Origin of the sequence: Pseudarthrobacter sp. NamE5, from assembly GCF_005796225.1 — a bacterium.
Lineage (GTDB): Bacteria > Actinomycetota > Actinomycetes > Actinomycetales > Micrococcaceae > Arthrobacter.
This window is the reverse complement of the sequence record NZ_VAHO01000004.1, coordinates 1-17,445: the sequence shown is the minus strand read 5'-3', so window position 1 is coordinate 17,445 and position 17,445 is coordinate 1. Positions and strand designations below refer to the sequence as shown.

Annotated in this window: 16 protein-coding genes; 10 read left to right on the top strand and 6 right to left on the bottom strand. The window is 64.5% G+C overall.

All coding sequences use genetic code 11. The annotated features are described in order from the left end of the window. Positions 1-416: 416 nt before the first annotated feature. From FDW84_RS06730 to FDW84_RS06710, 5 genes are all read left to right on the top strand, one after another. Positions 417-1,769: a hemolysin family protein gene (locus FDW84_RS06730; protein ID WP_138607835.1), complete on the top strand. Its 1,353-nt coding sequence runs from the start codon at positions 417-419 to the stop codon at positions 1,767-1,769. Next, positions 1,766-2,836 (top strand): hemolysin family protein, encoded by a 1,071-nt coding sequence (locus FDW84_RS06725; protein WP_138607833.1) that lies wholly within the window; start codon positions 1,766-1,768, stop codon positions 2,834-2,836. The genes FDW84_RS06730 and FDW84_RS06725 overlap by 4 nt, the downstream gene beginning before the upstream one ends. A gap of 123 nt (positions 2,837-2,959) precedes the next feature. Continuing rightward, entirely contained in the window at positions 2,960-3,961 is a 1,002-nt protein-coding gene (locus FDW84_RS06720; RefSeq protein ID WP_138608207.1) for a metal ABC transporter solute-binding protein, Zn/Mn family, read from the top strand. Then, positions 3,958-4,773 (top strand): metal ABC transporter ATP-binding protein, encoded by an 816-nt coding sequence (locus FDW84_RS06715; RefSeq protein WP_138607831.1) that lies wholly within the window; start codon positions 3,958-3,960, stop codon positions 4,771-4,773. The genes FDW84_RS06720 and FDW84_RS06715 overlap by 4 nt, the downstream gene beginning before the upstream one ends. Then, positions 4,773-5,651 (top strand): metal ABC transporter permease, encoded by an 879-nt coding sequence (locus tag FDW84_RS06710; RefSeq protein WP_138607829.1) that lies wholly within the window; start codon positions 4,773-4,775, stop codon positions 5,649-5,651. Before FDW84_RS06715 ends, FDW84_RS06710 begins: the two co-directional genes overlap by 1 nt. Here FDW84_RS06710 and FDW84_RS06705 read toward each other — a convergent pair. Next, positions 5,648-6,112 (bottom strand): Fur family transcriptional regulator, encoded by a 465-nt coding sequence (locus FDW84_RS06705; protein ID WP_138607827.1) that lies wholly within the window; start codon positions 6,110-6,112, stop codon positions 5,648-5,650. The two genes, FDW84_RS06710 and FDW84_RS06705, sit on opposite strands and share 4 nt — an antisense overlap. A 93-nt stretch (positions 6,113-6,205) precedes the next feature. Between FDW84_RS06705 and FDW84_RS06700 the strand changes: the two genes are divergently transcribed. Further along, entirely contained in the window at positions 6,206-6,862 is a 657-nt protein-coding gene (locus FDW84_RS06700) for an MBL fold metallo-hydrolase (protein ID WP_138607824.1), read from the top strand. Here the strand turns inward: FDW84_RS06700 and FDW84_RS06695 are convergent. Continuing rightward, positions 6,859-7,962 carry a PLP-dependent cysteine synthase family protein gene (locus FDW84_RS06695; RefSeq protein ID WP_138607822.1) on the bottom strand — a complete coding sequence of 368 codons (1,104 nt, stop codon included), beginning with the start codon at positions 7,960-7,962 and terminating at the stop codon, positions 6,859-6,861. The genes FDW84_RS06700 and FDW84_RS06695 overlap by 4 nt on opposite strands. 76 nt (positions 7,963-8,038) lie before the next feature. On the opposite strand from FDW84_RS06695, the gene FDW84_RS06690 reads away from it, so the two are divergent. Genes FDW84_RS06690 through FDW84_RS06680 form a run of 3 tightly spaced genes read left to right on the top strand, consistent with a single transcriptional unit; the run spans position 8,039 to position 10,547 of the window. Next, the gene (locus FDW84_RS06690) at positions 8,039-8,935 is read left to right on the top strand and encodes a sulfurtransferase (RefSeq protein ID WP_138607820.1); all 897 of its coding nucleotides are present in this window, start codon (positions 8,039-8,041) and stop codon (positions 8,933-8,935) included. After that, positions 8,932-10,122: an NAD(P)-dependent alcohol dehydrogenase gene (locus tag FDW84_RS06685; RefSeq protein ID WP_138607818.1), complete on the top strand. Its 1,191-nt coding sequence runs from the start codon at positions 8,932-8,934 to the stop codon at positions 10,120-10,122. The genes FDW84_RS06690 and FDW84_RS06685 overlap by 4 nt, the downstream gene beginning before the upstream one ends. Beyond that, the gene (locus tag FDW84_RS06680) at positions 10,119-10,547 is read left to right on the top strand and encodes an HIT family protein (protein ID WP_138607816.1); all 429 of its coding nucleotides are present in this window, start codon (positions 10,119-10,121) and stop codon (positions 10,545-10,547) included. Before FDW84_RS06685 ends, FDW84_RS06680 begins: the two co-directional genes overlap by 4 nt. Before the next feature lie 49 nt (positions 10,548-10,596). On the opposite strand, the gene hrpA is transcribed toward FDW84_RS06680, so the two are convergent. Together hrpA and FDW84_RS19270 are read right to left on the bottom strand one after the other, a co-directional pair. Then, the gene (hrpA, locus tag FDW84_RS06675; RefSeq protein WP_138607814.1) at positions 10,597-14,568 is read right to left on the bottom strand and encodes an ATP-dependent RNA helicase HrpA; all 3,972 of its coding nucleotides are present in this window, start codon (positions 14,566-14,568) and stop codon (positions 10,597-10,599) included. Positions 14,569-14,648: 80 nt separating this feature from the next. Next, a complete protein-coding gene (locus tag FDW84_RS19270) occupies positions 14,649-14,816 on the bottom strand; it encodes a hypothetical protein (RefSeq protein WP_171046693.1) in 168 nt (55 codons plus the stop codon). Between the two features lie 81 nt (positions 14,817-14,897). Between FDW84_RS19270 and FDW84_RS06670 the strand changes: the two genes are divergently transcribed. Then, positions 14,898-15,866, top strand: coding sequence for a GlxA family transcriptional regulator (locus FDW84_RS06670; RefSeq protein ID WP_138607812.1), 969 nt, complete (start codon positions 14,898-14,900; stop codon positions 15,864-15,866). Between the two features lie 44 nt (positions 15,867-15,910). On the opposite strand, the gene FDW84_RS19675 is transcribed toward FDW84_RS06670, so the two are convergent. Both FDW84_RS19675 and FDW84_RS06660 read right to left on the bottom strand, forming a co-directional pair. After that, on the bottom strand, positions 15,911-16,222 hold the full coding sequence (locus FDW84_RS19675; RefSeq protein ID WP_138607809.1) for a protealysin inhibitor emfourin: 312 nt from the start codon (positions 16,220-16,222) through the stop codon (positions 15,911-15,913). A 60-nt stretch (positions 16,223-16,282) separates the two neighbouring features. Next, complete coding sequence (locus FDW84_RS06660; protein ID WP_138607807.1) at positions 16,283-17,335, bottom strand: M4 family metallopeptidase; 1,053 nt, start codon at positions 17,333-17,335, stop codon at positions 16,283-16,285. Positions 17,336-17,445: the final 110 nt, after the last annotated feature.

Below are 17,445 nucleotides of genomic sequence, written 5' to 3'. Positions count from 1 at the left end.
AGGGTGACCCAAATCATGAAGTGAAGCGGAAGGTGCGAAATATGGCGGCCGGACACATCGAAAATCCGCGTTTTTGCTGCCCGGTTTGCCTGCTTTGGTTGCCATTTAGGCGCCGCGGCGCAGTTCGCGGCCGGGAACATCTGCTCCTGTAGACTGAAACTCTTATGGACAGTAAATCTAGGTGCCGGCCTGGGGGCTGTCAGCGGGGCATGAAGAGCAGTTCCGCGCAGTCCACCCGAAGAGCCGGCAAACCCCGACCACGAGCCCATCACCCGCTGGCAGCACAGCCGGCCGTAGCCCCCAAGGAAAGAGCGTCGGCATCTGCCGACCATCCTCCGCCGGGAAGATCTTTCAGTCCCACCGCCATTTTCCTCCGCGCCGTTGTTCCGGCGTCCGCCGTGCAGGCGGGATGCTGAATGGAATGGCTTCTCCTCGCAGCAGGCCTGCTGCTCATCGCCGGCACCGGCTTCTTCGTTGCCGTCGAGTTCTCCCTCATCGCCCTGGACCAGCCAACGGTTCAGCGGGCCATCGACGACGGCGACACCGGCGCCGTTCCCTTGCTGAAGTGCCTGAAATCGCTGTCGACACAGCTCTCCAGCTGCCAGCTGGGCATCACACTGACCACCCTCCTGACCGGTTATGTCATGGAACCCTCGGTGGGCCGGCTCCTGGAAGCCCCGCTGGCCGCCGTCGGACTTCCTGACGTTGCCGTGGCCTCCATCTCACTGGTCCTGGCCATGGTGATCGCTACCCTCCTGTCGATGCTCCTGGGCGAACTCGTGCCCAAGAACATGGCCATTGCCCTGTCCTTCCCGGTAGGCCGTGCCCTGGCGCGGCCCCAGCTGATGTTCACCGCGGTCTTCAAGCCGGCCATCATCCTGCTCAACGGTTTCTCCAACAAGGTCCTGCACGTTTTCGGGTTGGAAGCCAAAGAGGAAATCTCCGGGGCGCGCACGCCTGCCGAGCTTGCCTCACTGGTGCGCCGCTCTGCGGCGATGGGAACGCTCGACGCCGGTACGGCAAACTTCGTTGCCCGCACCCTGAACTTTTCCACCAGGACGGCAGCGGATGTCATGACGCCACGCATCCGGGTGGAAACGATCGACGCCGACCAGCCTGTCTCCGACGTGCTCGACGCCGCCCGCAGGACAGGCTATTCGCGGTTCCCTGTGATCGGTGATTCCCCCGACGACATCCGTGGCCTGGTCCACGTGAAGAAGGCTGTGGCCGTGCCTTGGGACCGCCGGCAGAACCTGGAAGCCGGTGCGATCATGACCGAAGTGCTGAGGGTCCCTGAGACCATCCACCTCGATGCCCTGCTGGCGGAACTCCGGGAGGGAAATCTCCAACTGGCCGTCGTGCTTGACGAGTACGGCGGAACTGCGGGCATAGCCACCCTCGAGGACCTGGTGGAGGAGATCGTGGGGGAGGTATCGGATGAGCACGACAAGGTCCGTCCGGGATTGCTGCAAAGCGCTTCCGGCGACTGGTACTTCCCCGGCCTGCTCCGCCCTGACGAGCTGTCCGAGCAGATCCCGCGGCTGACCGTCCCCGACGAGGCCGCGTACGAAACAGTGGGCGGATACGTCATGAGCAAGCTGGGGCGCATCGCCGCCGTAGGGGACACCGTCCCCGTGGGCGGCGGCAGTCTGAGCGTCACCAGGATGGACGGCCGCCGCATCGACCGGATCTGTTTCCGCCCGGAGTCCGATTCAGGGCATGAGGACGTCGAGGCCGCCATGGAACGCGATGACAGGACAAGACGATGAGCGACTGGGCAGGAATCTTCTGGCTTGCCGTCCTGCTGCTGGGCAACGCCTTTTTTGTCGGGGCTGAATTCGCCGTCATGTCGGCCCGGCGCAGCCAGGTCGAGCCGTTGGCCGAGGCGGGCTCCAAACGGGCGCAGACCACCCTCCGTGCCATGGAGAACGTGTCGCTGATGCTGGCGTGTGCGCAGCTCGGCATTACTGTCTGTTCGCTGCTGATCCTGCTGGTGGCCGAGCCGGCAATCCACCACCTGCTAGCGGTCCCCCTGGAGACGCTGGGCCTGCCGATGGAGATCGCCGATGTGGCGGCCTTCGCCGTGGCCCTGATGCTGGTGACCTTCCTCCACGTGACCTTTGGCGAGATGGTGCCGAAAAACATTTCGGTGTCCGTGGCGGACAAGGCGGCCCTCCTGCTGGCGCCGCCGCTGATGTTCGTTGCCCGGCTGGTTCATCCTGTCATTTCGGTCCTGAACTGGTCTGCCAACCACATCCTCAAGCTCCTGCGCATTGAGCCCAAGGACGAGGTGAACTCCTCCTTCACCCTGGAGGAGGTCCAGTCCATCGTCCAGGAATCCACGCGCCACGGCCTGGTGGATGACGACGCCGGGCTCATTACCGGCGCGCTGGAGTTCTCCGAATACACGGCGGCGGACATCATGGTTCCGCTCGACAAGCTGGTCATGCTGAAATCGGCCACCACCCCGGTGGAGTTCGAGAAGGCGGTGAGCCGGACAGGATTTTCCCGGTTCCCCATGCTTGACGACGAGGACATGCTGTACGGCTACCTCCACGTCAAGGACGTGCTTTCGATCCCCGAGCAGGCCTACGAACGGCCCATCGCCGAAAGCCGCATCCGGTCCCTCGCCAATTTGGCGCTGGGCGACGAGATTGAAAAGGCGATGTTCGTCATGCAGCGCACGGGTTCCCACCTGGCGCGGGTGATCGGCCCGGATGGCAGGACCCAGGGTGTCCTGTTCCTCGAAGACGTCATCGAGCAGTTGGTGGGTGAGATCCGGGACGCCACGCAGGCTACCGGCATCCGCCGGCTCGGGCAGCCGAACGGGGGATAAGCGGCTTGTGCCCTTCCCGGGGACGGGAAGGGCACAACGCTTTCGAGTTCTAAATAGGAATCATTCCCATTTAGGTATAAAGTGGTGGCGTTGTCTTTCCCCTCCTTTAAGAACGAGGTTTCCGTGCGCCGTTCCACCGCTGCCCGATCTTCAGTTGCCGCCCTTGCCGGGTTGGGCCTCCTGCTCTCCGCCTGCACCCCGCAGGCGGAAGCGCCGCCGGAAGCCGCCGCCGAGGGGATCAACGTGGTCGCCTCCACGAATGTCTATGGGGACATCGTCAGGACAATCGGCGGGGACGAAGTCAGCGTAACCGCCATCATCAGCAAGACCAGCCAGGATCCCCACTCCTACGAAGCGACTGCCCAGGACCGGCTGGCCGTGTCCAAGGCTGACTTGGTCCTGGAAAACGGCGGCGGCTACGACGACTTCATCCACACGTTGGCAAAGGACAGCGGCCTCGAAAACGGTAAGGTGCTGAACGCCGTCGAAGTTTCCGGCCTGGCGCACCCGGAAGAGGAAGAGCACACCGCCGAAGCCACGGGCGCCGAAGCCACAGCCAGCGAATCCGCCGGCGGGGAAGCGCACGACCATGGCGACCTGAACGAGCACGTCTGGTATAGCCTGCCCGCCATGGAGCGGCTGGCCGATGACATTGCTGCCAGGCTGGGGGAGTTGGACCCTGCCTCGGCTTCGACTTTCGATTCGAACGCCTCCACGTTCAAGTCCAGCCTCGAAGAACTGCACGGGAAGCTGGAAGCCCTGAAACAAACTTCGGCGGGCGCCCAGGTGGCCGTGACGGAACCCGTTCCGCTCTACCTCCTCGAGGATGCCGGGCTGGTGAACGCCACCCCCGAGGACTACACTGCTGCGATTGAAGAAGGCTCGGACGTGCCGCCTGCAGTCCTCAAGGCGGCCACCGATCTTGTGGCTTCAAAGTCGGTGCGCCTGCTCGCCTACAACAGCCAGACCGAAGGTCCGCAGACGGAGTCGCTGAAGGCCGCCGCCGAAACTGCAGGGGTTCCCGTGGTTGACTTCAACGAGACACTGCCGGAGGGCAAGACCTACCTGGAGTGGATGAAGGACAATGTGGACAACATCAGCAAAGTTCTGGAGACAAATAGTTGAAACCTGTGGTCAGCCTCAGTGGAGCGTCCCTGAAGTTCGGCAAGCGGGCGCTGTGGGAGGACCTTGACCTGGACATCAAGCCAGGCGAGTTTTTCGCCGTGCTGGGTCCCAACGGAAGTGGCAAGACCAGCTTCCTGAAGGTGCTGCTGGGGCTTCAGGAACTGCACCGGGGCAAGGCCACCCTGGGCGGCCGCCCCGTGGAGCGCGGCAGCAGCCTGATTGGCTACATTCCTCAGCAGAAGTCTTTCGCTCCGGACACCCCCATGCGTGCGAGGGACCTGGTAGGCCTGGGCGTGGACGGCCACCGGTGGGGCCTGCGCCTGTCCTCCGCCAAGGCAAACCGCCGGATCGATGAACTCCTGGACCTCGTGGGCGCCACTGAGTACGCCAAAGTTCCGGTGGGCCAGCTCTCCGGCGGCGAACAGCAGCGGCTTCGGGTTGCCCAGGCCCTGGCCACGGATCCCCAGGTCCTCCTCTGCGACGAACCGCTGCTGTCACTTGACCTGCATCACCAGCAGGCTGTGAGCGCGCTCATTAACGAGCAGTGCCACGGGAAGAACAGCGCCGTGGTGTTTGTGACGCACGAGATCAACCCCATCATCGACTATGTGGACCGCGTGCTTTACCTTGCCGGAGGACGCTTCAAGGTCGGCACTCCCGAAGAAGTCATGACCACGGAGGTACTTTCAGACCTCTACGGCAGTCATGTGGAAGTCATCCATGCCAACGGCCGGATCGTGGTGGTGGGCCTGCCCGATGCCACCACCCACCACCATGCAGAAACGCATGCACTGGCGGGAGAGGCTGCCTGATGGACGCGGACAGTATCCTCGAGGCCATCTTCAGCTTCGAGAATTATGGAGAGCTGCTGGTCCTGGTCCAGAACTCCATCTGGGCGGGCGCCGTGCTGGGCCTCCTAGGCGGTCTGGTGGGGACCTTTGTCATGAAGCGGGACCTGGCCTTCGCGGTCCACGGCATTTCCGAACTCTCTTTTGCCGGTGCTGCCTTCGCACTGCTGATTGGCGCGGACATCGTTTTCGGCTCGCTGATCGGATCCGTTGCCGCCGCACTGCTTCTTGGCGTGATGGGTGTGCGGGCCAGGGACAAGAACTCCATTATTGGCGTGATCATGCCCTTTGGCCTGGGGCTGGGCATTTTGTTCCTGTCCCTTTACGAGGGACGTGCGGCGAACAAATTCGGCCTGCTGACCGGGCAGATTGTTTCCGTGGATACTGTCCAGCTGCAGGCTCTCGCCGGGACAGCCGTGGTGGTGATGGTTGCCCTGATCGCCATCTGGCGTCCGCTGAATTTCGCCAGCGTTGATCCGGAGTTGGCTGAGGCCCGGGGTGTTCCCGTGCGGACGCTGGCCATCGTGTTCATGGTCCTGCTCGGGGTCAGCGTGGCACTTTCCATCCAGGTGGTGGGAGCCCTCCTGGTGCTCGCCCTGCTGATCACCCCGGCGGCAGCAGCACTGCGCGTGACATCATCCCCGGCCGCAGTGGTGGCGCTGAGTGTGGCGTTCGCGCTCACGGCCACGGTGGGCGGCATCCTGCTGGCCCTGGGAGGCCGCATTCCCATCAGCCCCTACGTCACAACCCTGTCATTCCTGATCTATGTGGTGTGCAGGGCCATAGGCTCGGTCCGGAAGGGCCGCGGCATCAACGGGCGGGTGGCGCCAGGAACGGCCTAAACGCCGCCGGCAGCCTTTCGTGCTGTGCAGTCCGGGCATAGTCCGAAAATTTCCACGGTATGGGCCACCTCGGTGTAGCCGTGTTCCGCAGCTGTGCGCGCCGCCCAGGTTTCAACGGCAGGCGCTTCAACCTCCACTGCTTTTCCGCAGTTCCGGCACAAGAGGTGGTGGTGGTGCCCCGTGACGGCGCAACGGCGGTAGACAGCCTCGCCGTCGCCGTTGCGCAGCACATCCACCAGCCCTTCGTCGGCGAGTGACTGGAGGATCCGGTAGGCCGTGGCAAGGGACACCGGGGCGCCCTGGTTCTGCAGGATCCGGTACAGCTCCTGGGTGCTGACAAAGTCGTCGAGGTCATCAAGGGCTGCGCTGACTGCCCGGCGCTGCTTCGTGACGCGCTGTTCCCTGCCGCCGCCGGTTACCGGCGACGGGGTGGTGGAATCAGCCTTGGCGCCGAAGGGCATGGATGGACTCGCTTCCTCAGATGGTGGCAAAGATACAGATTACCAGTCGGGGCTTCGTGGACATGGTCCGGAGGCGGACCCTAGGCTGGCGCCATGAAACTGACCAAATACACCCACGCCTGCATCCGCCTTGAAAAGGAGGGCCGGGTCCTGGTTCTTGATCCTGGGAACTTCTCCGAATCGGAGGAGGCCCTGCGCGGTGCTGAAAGCGTACTGGTCACGCATGAGCACGCCGACCACATCGACGTCCCGGCGGTGGTCAAAGCGCTGCAGGAAAACACGGATCTGGCGGTTTATGCGCCGGCAGGGGTGGCCGCCCAGCTGCAGGAAATGGCTGACGGGGCCGGGGCGAGGATCCACGCAGTGAGCCCAGGCTCAAACTTCGAGGCTGCAGGCTTCACTGTCCGCAGCTTCGGCGGCCAGCACGCCCTGATCCATCCGCAGATTCCGGTGGTGGCGAACATCGGCTACCTTATCGACGACAACGTCTACCACCCGGGGGACTCGTTCGTGATACCGGACGGCATCAACGTGGGCACCCTGCTGGTTCCCCTGCACGCACCATGGAGCAAGTCTGCGGAAGTGGTGGACTTCGTGATCGGCGTCCGGGCTCCGCGGGCGTTCCAGATTCATGACGGGCTGCTTAACGACAATGGCCTGAAGATTGTGGAGGGCCATGTCCAGAGAATCGGGGCCAGGTACGGCACGCAGTACACCCACCTGTCTCCCCGGGAGTCCGTAGAAGTCTAAACGGTGCCGGTTTCCCATCGGCCCGTGTCGAAGAACGCCGCGATGACCGCTTCGTATGGCTCCGGTGCCAGCCCCTGCGCAGCAAGCCACTCCTGGTTGTAGTAGCTGCCCGGATAGCGCTCACCGCCGTCGCACATCAGGGAAACCACACTGCCCTTGCGGCCGCTGGCAACCATCTCCGCAACCAGCTGCCATACACCCCATAGGTTGGTGCCGGTGGAAGGCCCGGCGTGGAGCCCGGCCAGGCTGTGAAGGTGCCGCATTGCGGCCACGGACGCGGCGTCGGGGATCTGGAGCATGCGGTCGATCACGGAAGGCACGAAGCTGGGCTCCATCCGAGGCCTGCCGATGCCCTCGATGCGGGAGGGAAGGCCCGTCGGAGCTTCGGAGCCTGCAAGCCAGCCGGGGTAGAACGCCGAATTTTCCGGATCCACCACCAGCAGCTGGGTCGGATGGCTGTGGTAGCGGAGATACCGGCCAATAGTTGCGCTGGTTCCGCCGGTGCCTGCACCCACCACGATCCAGTCCGGGACACAGTACTCCTCCAGTTCCAGCTGGCCAAAGATGGATTCGGCAATGTTGTTGTTTCCGCGCCAGTCCGTTGCGCGCTCGGCGTACGTGAATTGGTCCATGTAATGGCCCTTGCAGGTGGCGGCCACCTCCTGGGCCGTGGCATACACCTCCGACGCGTGCTCCACGAGCAGGCAGGACCCGCCGAACTGTTCGATCAGGGCGATCTTCTCCGGGCTGGTAGTTCGGGCCATCACTGCAATGAACGGCAGGCCAAGGAGTTGCGCGAAGTACGCCTCGGAAACGGCGGTACTCCCGCTGGAGGCCTCAACAATGGTGGTGTCCTCCCGAATCCAGCCGTTCACCAGCCCGAAGAGGAACAGGGAGCGGGCCAGCCGGTGCTTCAGGCTGCCCGAACGGTGGGTTGACTCGTCCTTGAGGTAGAGGTGCACGCCCCAGTGTTCAGGAAGGGGGACGGAATAGAGGTGGGTGTCGGCGGAGCGGTTGTTTTCTGCCCTGATCCTGCGGATTGCCTGGTCCGCCCAGTCCCGGTTCCCGTTGAACCGGCCTGCGCTGCGCTCGATCTTCACCGCACCAGCCTACCCGCGGCAGGAAGGGCTGCGGTTAGAGTGGAGCCGTTGGCCGTACCACCGCTGAAGGAGTGCTATGAATCCCCTCGTGGACGTGGCCGCGCTGCACGCCCGCCTGGCGGAAGACCGCCGCACTGTACTGCTGGATGTTCGCTGGGCCCTGGGCGACCCGCACGGCTACCGGCACTACCTGCAGGGGCATTTGCCTGGAGCCGTTTTCGTGGACCTCGCCACGGAGCTTGCCGCTCCGGCCGTGCCGGCCCGGGGCCGGCATCCCCTTCCGGCACCTGGCGACTTCCAGGAGAGCGCACGGCGCTGGGGCATCAACGACGGCGACACCGTGGTTGCCTACGACGACAGCGGCAACATGGCAGCAGCCCGTGCGTGGTGGATGCTGCGGAATGCCGGTGTGGAGGAGGTTTATCTGCTCGACGGCGGCCTGGGCGCCTGGCGTGCGGCAGGCCTTCCTGTCGAGTCCGGATCGGTTGTCCCGGAAGAAGGGAACGTGAGCCTTGCGGAGGGCAACATGCCCGTGATCGACGCCGCAGCTGCCGCCGCCTTGCCGGAGCAGGGCCTCCTGCTGGACGCGCGGGCGGGGGAGAGGTACCGGGGTGAGGTTGAGCCTGTGGACCCGCGGGCCGGGCACATTCCTGGTGCAGTGAGTGCGCCGACGCCGGACAACCTGGACGGCAGCGGGCTGTTCCTGCAGCCGGACATGCTGCGCCGGCGCTTCGGGTCGCTGGGCGTTCGGGAGGGAGTGCCGGTGGCCGTCTACTGCGGGTCCGGCGTAACAGCGGCGCATGAGGTGGCAGCACTTGAGCTTGCCGGTTTCCGGGCTGCACTGTATCCGGGCTCGTTTTCGGAGTGGTCCAACAACCGGGAGCTGCCCGTTGCCACGGGTGAAGAACCAGGCCGGCCAGGCGGCCTGCCGGGTGGAAACAGTGCTGCGGGCGAGGGTAGCGTCGCACTATGACGCCAGGACGCCCCGTACCCCCGCCCCTTGCCCGATCGGTCGCCCCGGCAGGGTCTGCAGCTGAAGCAACTGCCGCTGAACGGCTTCCTGCCGGATCTTCCGCTTCCGGCGGCGTCCTTGCTGCCGCCTACGGCGCCACCTCACCTGCGAGCGGGCTGGTGCCGCTGACCCTTGCCCGGCGCACTCCCCAGGCTGACGACGTCGAAATTTCCATAGAATTCTGCGGACTGTGCCATTCGGACGTGCGCGCCAGCCGCGGCGAGTGGGGCGGCCGGGCCTGGCCCCTGGTGCCCGGCCACGAAATCGTGGGGACCGTCAGCCGCCTCGGCTCCGCAGTGACGGACTTCAGCGTGGGGGACCGGGTGGGCGTAGGCTGCATCGTGGACTCGTGCCGGGAATGCGAGAGCTGCCAGGACGGCCTGGAGCAGTACTGCGAAAAAGGCATGACCGGAACTTACGGCGCGAAGGACCGCCGGAACGGTGACGTCATCACGCAGGGCGGCTACTCGTCCTCGGTCGTGGTGGACCGCCGCTACGTTCTTCGCGTGCCGGACGCCCTGGACCCGGCCGCAGTCGCGCCGCTGCTCTGCGCAGGCGTCACCACGTACTCGCCGCTGCGCCACTTCGGGGCCGGCGAAGGCGACGTGGTGGGCGTCGTGGGACTCGGTGGACTGGGACATATGGCGGTCAAGCTGGCCAAGGCAATGGGGGCTGCAGTGGTGGTTTTTACCACGTCCGCGCCCAAAGTAGCGGCAGCCCTGGAACTGGGTGCTGACGAGGTAATCCTGTCCACGGATGAAGAGGCGATGGCAGCGGCGAACCGGACCATTGACCTCATCATCGACACCGTTGCCGCCCCTCACGACCTCAACCCGCTGTTCCGGACCTTGCGTGTTGATGGCGCACTCTTCCAGCTGGGCCTTCCCTCGGAGGACATGCCGCCGGTGAATCCCGGTGCCCTTATCAGGCGCCGGATCGCCTACTTGGGCTCGCTCATTGGCGGCATTGCCGAAACCCAGGAGATGCTGGACTTTTGCGCGGAGCAGGGCGTCACTGCGGACGTCGAAAGGGTGGCCGCACACCAGCTCAATGATGCCTACGACCGCATGGTCGCAGGGGATGTGAAATACCGGTTCGTGCTGGATACCAGCACCCTGCAGGCACCCGCCAAGGAGGCAGACGCATGAGTACGCTCTTCACCAGGATCCTGAACGGCGAGATTCCCGGCCGCTTTGTGTGGCGCGAACCGGACGTCTCCGCGTTCCTCACCACCGGTCCGCTGGCCGATGGCCACACCCTGGTGGTTCCCACCGAGGAAGTGGACCGCTGGACCGACGCTTCGCCGGAAACGCTGGCAAAGGTCATGGAAGTGGCGCGGCGGATTGGCGCCGTGCAGGTGGACATCTATGACGCGCCACGCGCCGGGCTGATTGTGGCCGGCTATGAAATCAACCACCTCCACGTGCACGTCTGGCCCTCAAGGAGCATGGCGGACTTCAACTTCGCCTCCGCGGACCAGAACCCCGACCCGAAGGTCCTGGATGCCAACGCGGAGAAGCTCCGCCAGGGCCTGCGTGCCGCCGGGTACGGGCAGTTCGTTCCGGCAAGCTGACGACGGCGGCCGTCCCGGCGAGGGCCGGGACGGCCAGGCGCCCGTACCGCTAGGCCGGCGCCAGCGCCTTGTTCAGCACGGCCCTGATCCGCTTCTCGGACACCGAATACGCCGTGCCGAGTTCGACGGCGAAGAGGCTCACCCGGAGCTCCTCCAGCATCCAGCGCACCTGGGTTAATTCAGGGCCTGCCGTGCGGCCGGGCAGCAGTGTCGCCACTGCGTCGTCATAGTCGTCCTCCAGCCGCTGCACCACGGCCATGTTCAGGGCGTCGCGCTGGACGTTGCCAGGCAGCCGCTCCAGCCGTTTCTCGATCCCGGCCAAGTACCGGGGGAGCTGGATGAGCTGGGCGTAGCCCGTTCGGGCCACAAAACCCGGATACACCAGCTGCCCGAGCTGGCTTTTGATGTCATTGAGGGCGCTGATGAGGGCGAGGCTTGTGGTCCCCTTGAGCTCCTTCTCGATCCGCCGCGTGCTGGCCAGGATCCGCTCCACCACCGCCGTCACGCTGAAGACGGTATCGATGAGTTCGGCCCGGACTACCTCGTACAGGCGGTCAAAGGATTCCCGGTCCCAAGGCAGTTCCGCAGGCGTGAGCTTGTCGATGGCCGCCAGGGCGCAATCAGCAATCAAGGCGGATACGGAGCCATGCGGGTTCTGGCTGAACGTGAGTTTCTCGGTATTGCTCAGGTGCTCCAGGACGTAGCGGTCCGGGGCCGGCACGCGCAGGGCCAGCAGGCGGATCACACCACTCCGCATTGCTTCCAGCTGTTCTGCCTGGGTCTGGAAAACCCGGAGGGAGACCGACTTACCCTGATCCACCAGCGCCGGATAACCGGTAACAGTGTGGCCCTTGACCATGTTGCTGACCTGCCGCGGAAGGGTCCCGAAGTTCCACTCAGTCAGCCCGTCCTGCTCCCTGAAGCCGGCAATGGCTGCGGCGTTTGGCACATGGGCGGCCTGGCGGACGGCGGAGGATCCGCCGTCGTCCGTTCCCGCCCGCGCCTTGGAAGCCTTTTTGCCGTTGCCGGAAGCCGGCGCGGTGGTAGCGGGCGTGGCACCCAGGGACTCCGCGATGGCGCGCCGGGTTGCCGGGGCCAGCTCCTCCTGGAGGGCGGCAAGGTCCTTGCCTTCGCCCAGGACCTTGCCCTTGCTGTCCACCACCTTGAAACTCACCCGCAGGTGCGGGGGTACAGTGTTCCAGTTCCAGGAACCGGGGGGAATGATGTGCCCGCGGATGCGCCGGAGAGCCAGCTCGAGGGACGCCTCCAGCTCGTCGGTTGCCGGGTCAAAGTCTGCTTCCAGCACGGCTACTGCCTGCCGTGCAACATCGGGTGCGGGAACGAAGTTCTTTCGGACCTGCTTGGGCAGTGACTTGATCAGCGCCGTCACCAGTTCCACGCGCTGGCCCGGAATTAGCCAGCGGAAGGCCTTGTCATCCAGCTGATTAAGGAACAGGACCGGCACTTCCGCCGTTACGCCGTCGGAGGGATCGGGTGGCGAACCGGGCGCCACCGGATGGAACTCGTAGGTCAGCGGGAGTTCGAAGCCCTTGTGCGACCAGGTTTTGGGGTAGGCGGATTCGTCCAGGCCGTCCGCGTCGTCGTTGAGGAGGAGCGATTTGTCGTAGTCCAGGAGGTCCGGGTTCTTCTGCCGGGCGTCCTTCCACCACTTGTCGAAGTGCCTTTCGCTGACAACGTCCGGTCCAATCCGGGCGTCGTAGAACTCGAACAGCGTCTCGTCGTCAACCAGCAGATCGCGGCGGCGCATCCTGGCTTCCAGTTCCTCCACCTCGCTCAGGAGGGCGCGGTTGCGGTGGAAGAACTTGTGGTGCGTTTTCCAGTCACCTTCCACCAGGGCATGCCGGATGAAGAGTTCCCTGGCGACCACCGGGTCTACCCTGCCGTAGTTGATCCTGCGCTGCGCGATGATGGGCACGCCGTAGAGGGTGACCTTCTCGTACGCCATCACGGCGCCCTGCCGGGTGGACCAGTGCGGCTCGCTGTAGCTGTGCTTGACGAGGTGAGGCGCCACCTGCTCGGCCCAGATTGGATCGAACTTTGCCGCAACCCTGGCCCACAGCCTGCTGGTTTCCACAAGTTCGGCGGCCATGACGAACGTGGGCGACTTCTTGAACAGGGCTGAGCCGGGGAAGATCGCGAAACGGCTGCCGCGGGCTCCTGCGTACTCGCGCTTACGTTCGTCCAGGATGCCGATGTGGCTCAGGAGCCCGGACAAAAGGCTGATGTGGATGCCGTCGTGGTTGCCCACGGGGTCGGCAAGGCGCTTGTTGTCCAGGCTGATGCCCAAGGGCCTGGCCAGTTGCCGCAGCTGCGCAAAAAGGTCCTGCCACTCGCGCACCCGCAGGTAGTTGATGAATTCGGCGCGGCACAAGCGGCGGAAGGCCGACGACGAGAGTTCCTGCTGCTTTTCCTGCAGGTAGTTCCACAGGTTAAGGAAGCCGGTGAAATCCGAGTTTTCGTCCTTGAACCGGTTGTGCTTTTCGGCCGCAAGTTGCTGCTTGTCTGTCGGGCGTTCGCGGGGATCCTGGATGGTGAGGGCCGCCGCGAGGATCATTACCTCACGGACGCAGCCCCGCTTGCCGGCCTCTACGATCATCCTGCCCAGGCGGGGGTCCACGGGGAGCTGGGCGAGTTTTTGTCCGACGGCGGTGAGCCCGCCGCCGTTTCGCCGGTTGCCTTCGCCGTCCTGGGACTTGGGGGCAGCCAGGGCGCCAAGTTCGCGGAGCAGCGTGACGCCGTCGTTGATGGCGCGCGTTTCCGGCGGCTCCACGAACGGGAAATCTTCCACGTCCTTGGGGCCGCGGGCAACACCCATCGCGGTCATCTGCAGGATGACCGCAGCGAGATTGGTCCGCAGAATTTCCGGGTCGGTGAACCGGGGCCGGGACTCGAAGTCCTCCTCGGAGTAGAGGCGGATGGCGATACCGTCGGACACGCGGCCGCAGCGCCCGGAGCGCTGGTTGGCGGATGCCTGGGAGACCCGCTCGATGGGCAGGCGCTGGACCTTGGTACGGTGCGAATACCGTGAGATCCGGGCGGTACCGGTGTCGATGACGTACTTGATGCCAGGTACCGTGAGGGACGTTTCGGCCACGTTGGTGGCGAGCACGATCCGCCGCTTGTTGCCCGGGTGGAAGACTTTGTGCTGTTCCTGGAGGCTTAGGCGCGCGAACAGGGGGAGCACTTCCGTGCCGGCAAGCCTGCGGTTGGCCTGGATGCGGGCCTGCAGCGCATCTGCTGCATCACGGATCTCGCGCTCGCCGGAGAAGAAGACCAGGATGTCGCCGGGAGCCTCGTTGGCCAGTTCGTCGACGGCGTCGCACACCGCGTCCAGCGGGTCACGGTCCTCCTCGAGCTCGTCGTCCGAGGGGACTTCGTCGTCCTCGCGCGGTTGAGTCAGCGGGCGGTAGCGGATTTCCACCGGATAGGTACGGCCGGAAACTTCAATAATGGGCGCAGGGTTTTCCGGGGTGCCGAAGTGGTTGGCGAAGCGCTCGGGATCGATGGTTGCCGAGGTGATGATGACCTTCAGGTCCGGGCGCTGGGGCAGGATCCGCTTCAGGTAACCGAGGATGAAGTCGATGTTGAGGCTGCGCTCGTGGGCCTCGTCGATGATGATGGCGTTGTACCTGCGCAGCAGCTTGTCGCGCTGGATTTCGGCCAGCAGGATGCCGTCCGTCATCAGCTTCACCTTGGTGGATTTACTGACCTCGCCCGTGAACCGGACCTGGAAGCCGACTTCCTGGCCGATGTCCACGCCCAGTTCCTCGGCGATGCGCTCTGCGACCGTGCGTGCCGCAAGCCTTCGCGGCTGTGTGTGCCCGATCAGGCCGTCTTCGCCCAAGCCCAGCTCGAGGCACATCTTGGGGATCTGGGTGGTCTTACCGGAGCCGGTCTCGCCGGCGATGATGGTGACCTGGTTCGCCGCAATGGCTGCCATCAGGTCTTCGCGGCGCTCGGATACCGGCAGCTCGGCGGGATAGGAGATGTGAAGTGTCATGTCTGCTGACAGTCTACTGCGGGAGCCCGGGCTTCCCGCTTCGACTGTCTGCAGCTGTTCACTCTCCTCTGTTTGCCGGGTTAGAAGATACGGAGCGTGTAGTTGGTGCTGGGGAGGTCCAGGGCGGACCAGGCCTCGTGTGACTCGATGGGAGGGGTGTGCCCGCGGCCGTCGCGCAGGAGCGCAGAAACGGTGGCCGCGACAACAAGGAGGAGCAGGACGATGAGGATGGTTGTGAGGATTTCCATGCCTCCATGCTTCTCCTGCTGTGGGACAAGAAAAAGTGGCAGAAATGCCCAAAAAGCGAAAATTCCTGCCACAATGGAATCATGCTGAAATCAGTGGCTGTGATCGTGGTTCCCAACTTCTCGATCTTCGAGTTCGGTACTGCGTGCGAGGTGTTCGGCATCGACAGGTCCGGCCGGGGGAGCGGTGTCCCGGCCTTTGACTTCCGCGTCTGCACGCCTTCACCCGGAAACGTCCGGCTGAAGTCGGGCCTGTCGATGCACGTCAGCCTGGGGCTTGAAGCAACTCTGGATGCGGACCTGGTGATCATGGCGCCGTACGGCCATGATGACGGGTTGCCGGAGTCCGTCCTTGAGGCTCTGCACGCCGCCGATGCCAGGGGCGCCTGGGTGATGTCCATCTGTTCCGGTGTTTTTGCTTTGGCCCGTGCCGGTTTGCTGGATGGCCGGCGCTGCACCACGCATTGGCACTATTCGGGGCAGCTGGCTGCCGAGTACCCGGGTGTGCAGGTGGATGAGAACGTCCTCTACGTGCAGGACGGCAACATCATCTCTTCGGCCGGCACCGCGGCAGGCATCGACGCATGCCTCCACTTGGTGCGGGTGGAGCTGGGGGCGCATGTTGCTGCCGCAATCGCCAGGGACATGGTGGTTCCGCCCCACCGGGACGGCGGCCAGGCACAGTTCATTGACCGGCCCATGCCCACCTGTGGTTCCGCGCCCATGGAGGAACTGCTGCGCTGGATGGTCAAGAACCTGGACCGTGAGCACTCGGTCAACGAACTGGCGGCTCGGGTGCACATGTCGCCCAGGACCTTTGCGAGAAGGTTCAGGTCAGAAACAGGTGCAACCCCCGCCGCCTGGCTCAACTCGCAGCGGGTACTACGTGCCCAGGAACTCCTTGAATCTACCGACCTGAACATCGAAGAGATCGCGAGGGAGTCCGGTTTTGGACACCCTGTGCTCCTGAGGCACCACTTTGCCAAAGTGCTGGACACCAGCCCCCAGTCATACCGGCGGGCCTTCCGCGGGCATCTGGCTGAAGCGGTTTAGTTCTGATCCGGAGGTCCGTCGGTCCGGCCGTCCTGTGGTTGGGGCTAGGAGCCGCCGGGCGGTCTTTTCTCCGCGGCTGCCCGGGTGCTGTCGACCAGAACCCGCCACGGCCCGGTGACTGCCTGTTCCGGCAGTGCGGCGCGGTGCTCGCCTGCGCGAATGGAATAAATGAATCGGTCTGGCTGGCTTCCCCTAAATTCCTGTGCGGCTGCACGGGGTGTCCTCGGTACGGAGTCCCACGGGCATGCTTCAATAATCGGCTGCCACCGGTCAAGGGCGCTTTCTGTCCGGGCCTCTACCGTCCACACCCGCGACAACCCGGCGATTCCCCCGGTCCGCTCAACACTGATCTTCATGGCCTGGTCCTTGGGCTTCCTCCACCGCCCGGCCGCACGGAGCAGGCGGCAGGGCGTCCGTTAGAGCTTGACCTTCACAGTTTCCCACGCCTGCAGGACTGCGTCATGCTCCAGCGACCCGGAACCGAAGAGCTCCACGGCGGAGGCAGCCGTGGCGCGCGCGAAAACACGGAAGGTGGCTGCGGCCGGCAACGAGCCGCCCGTGAGGGTCTCATACCAAATACGCCCGGGAGAGTCCCAGGCGTTGCCGCCCAGGGATTCCGCAACCAGGTAAAAGGCGCGGTTCGGGATGCCTGAGTTGATGTGGACCCCACCATTGTCAGCGCTGGTCTTCACGTACGTATCCATCGAGTCCGGCTGGGGATCCTTACCCAGCACGTCGTCGTCGTATGCCGTTCCGGGTGCCTTCATGGAGCGCAAGGCGCTGCCCTGCACCTCGGGGGTGAAGAGTCCTTCGCCGATCAGCCAGCTCGCGTCAGCGGCGGACTGATTCCTGACATATTGCTCAACGAGAGCGCCAAAAACATCGGACATTGATTCGTTGAGCGCTCCGGCCTGGTTACGGTATGCCAGGGCAGCAGAATACTGGGTGACGCCATGCGCGAGTTCGTGGCCAATGACGCTGAGGGACTTGGTGAACCGCTGGAACACCTCGCCGTCCCCGTCCCCGAAGACCATCTGCTTTCCGTCCCAAAACGCGTTGTCGTAGAGCTTGCCGAAGTGCACCGTAGCGTTCAGCGGCAAGCCAGCACCGTCAATGGAGTTGCGTCCAAACACGTCGGCGTAGAGGCTGTGCGTGTGGCCAAGTCCTTCGTACGCCTCATCAGCGGCGGGATCGCCCGTAGCAGCGTCGCCTTCCTTGCGTACCAGCTTGCCCGGAAGGATTTCGGCGCCGCCGGCATCGAAGATGCTCCGGTTCGCTGGTCCTGGTTTAGCCTGGCGGATTCCGGCTGGAGCTTCCGGTGCTGGTTTGGACCGTGCCGAATGGAAAGACTCAACGTGGCCTAAAGCTTCCCGGGCTGCCCTGGCCGCCGAAGAAAACTCCGGTGCACCCTGTTTGGCCAGGCGCCTCAGCAGGTATGGCGGAACTATCGAACAGAACGGAACGTGCACGGCGTACCCCCTCAACTTGGTGTATTTAGACTACGAGGGTGCACCGACAATCACGGGCAGGCTCACGCCGCGACTTGTGCCTGGTTCGACCAGATATGAAGCAAATGATG

Excerpts from the sequence above, each read along its gene's own strand:
- FDW84_RS06685 (WP_138607818.1), top strand. The coding sequence starts at position 8,932 with ATGACGCCAGGACGCCCCGTACCCCCGCCCCTTGCCCGATCGGTCGCC.
- FDW84_RS06680 (WP_138607816.1), top strand. The coding sequence starts at position 10,119 with ATGAGTACGCTCTTCACCAGGATCCTGAACGGCGAGATTCCCGGCCGC.
- FDW84_RS06730 (WP_138607835.1), top strand. The coding sequence starts at position 417 with ATGGAATGGCTTCTCCTCGCAGCAGGCCTGCTGCTCATCGCCGGCACC.
- hrpA (WP_138607814.1), bottom strand. The coding sequence starts at position 14,568 with ATGACACTTCACATCTCCTATCCCGCCGAGCTGCCGGTATCCGAGCGC.
- FDW84_RS06725 (WP_138607833.1), top strand. The coding sequence starts at position 1,766 with ATGAGCGACTGGGCAGGAATCTTCTGGCTTGCCGTCCTGCTGCTGGGC.
- FDW84_RS19270 (WP_171046693.1), bottom strand. The coding sequence starts at position 14,816 with ATGGAAATCCTCACAACCATCCTCATCGTCCTGCTCCTCCTTGTTGTC.
- FDW84_RS06690 (WP_138607820.1), top strand. The coding sequence starts at position 8,039 with ATGAATCCCCTCGTGGACGTGGCCGCGCTGCACGCCCGCCTGGCGGAA.
- FDW84_RS06705 (WP_138607827.1), bottom strand. The coding sequence starts at position 6,112 with ATGCCCTTCGGCGCCAAGGCTGATTCCACCACCCCGTCGCCGGTAACC.
- FDW84_RS19675 (WP_138607809.1), bottom strand. The coding sequence starts at position 16,222 with ATGAAGATCAGTGTTGAGCGGACCGGGGGAATCGCCGGGTTGTCGCGG.
- FDW84_RS06700 (WP_138607824.1), top strand. The coding sequence starts at position 6,206 with ATGAAACTGACCAAATACACCCACGCCTGCATCCGCCTTGAAAAGGAG.
- FDW84_RS06670 (WP_138607812.1), top strand. The coding sequence starts at position 14,898 with ATGCTGAAATCAGTGGCTGTGATCGTGGTTCCCAACTTCTCGATCTTC.
- FDW84_RS06710 (WP_138607829.1), top strand. The coding sequence starts at position 4,773 with ATGGACGCGGACAGTATCCTCGAGGCCATCTTCAGCTTCGAGAATTAT.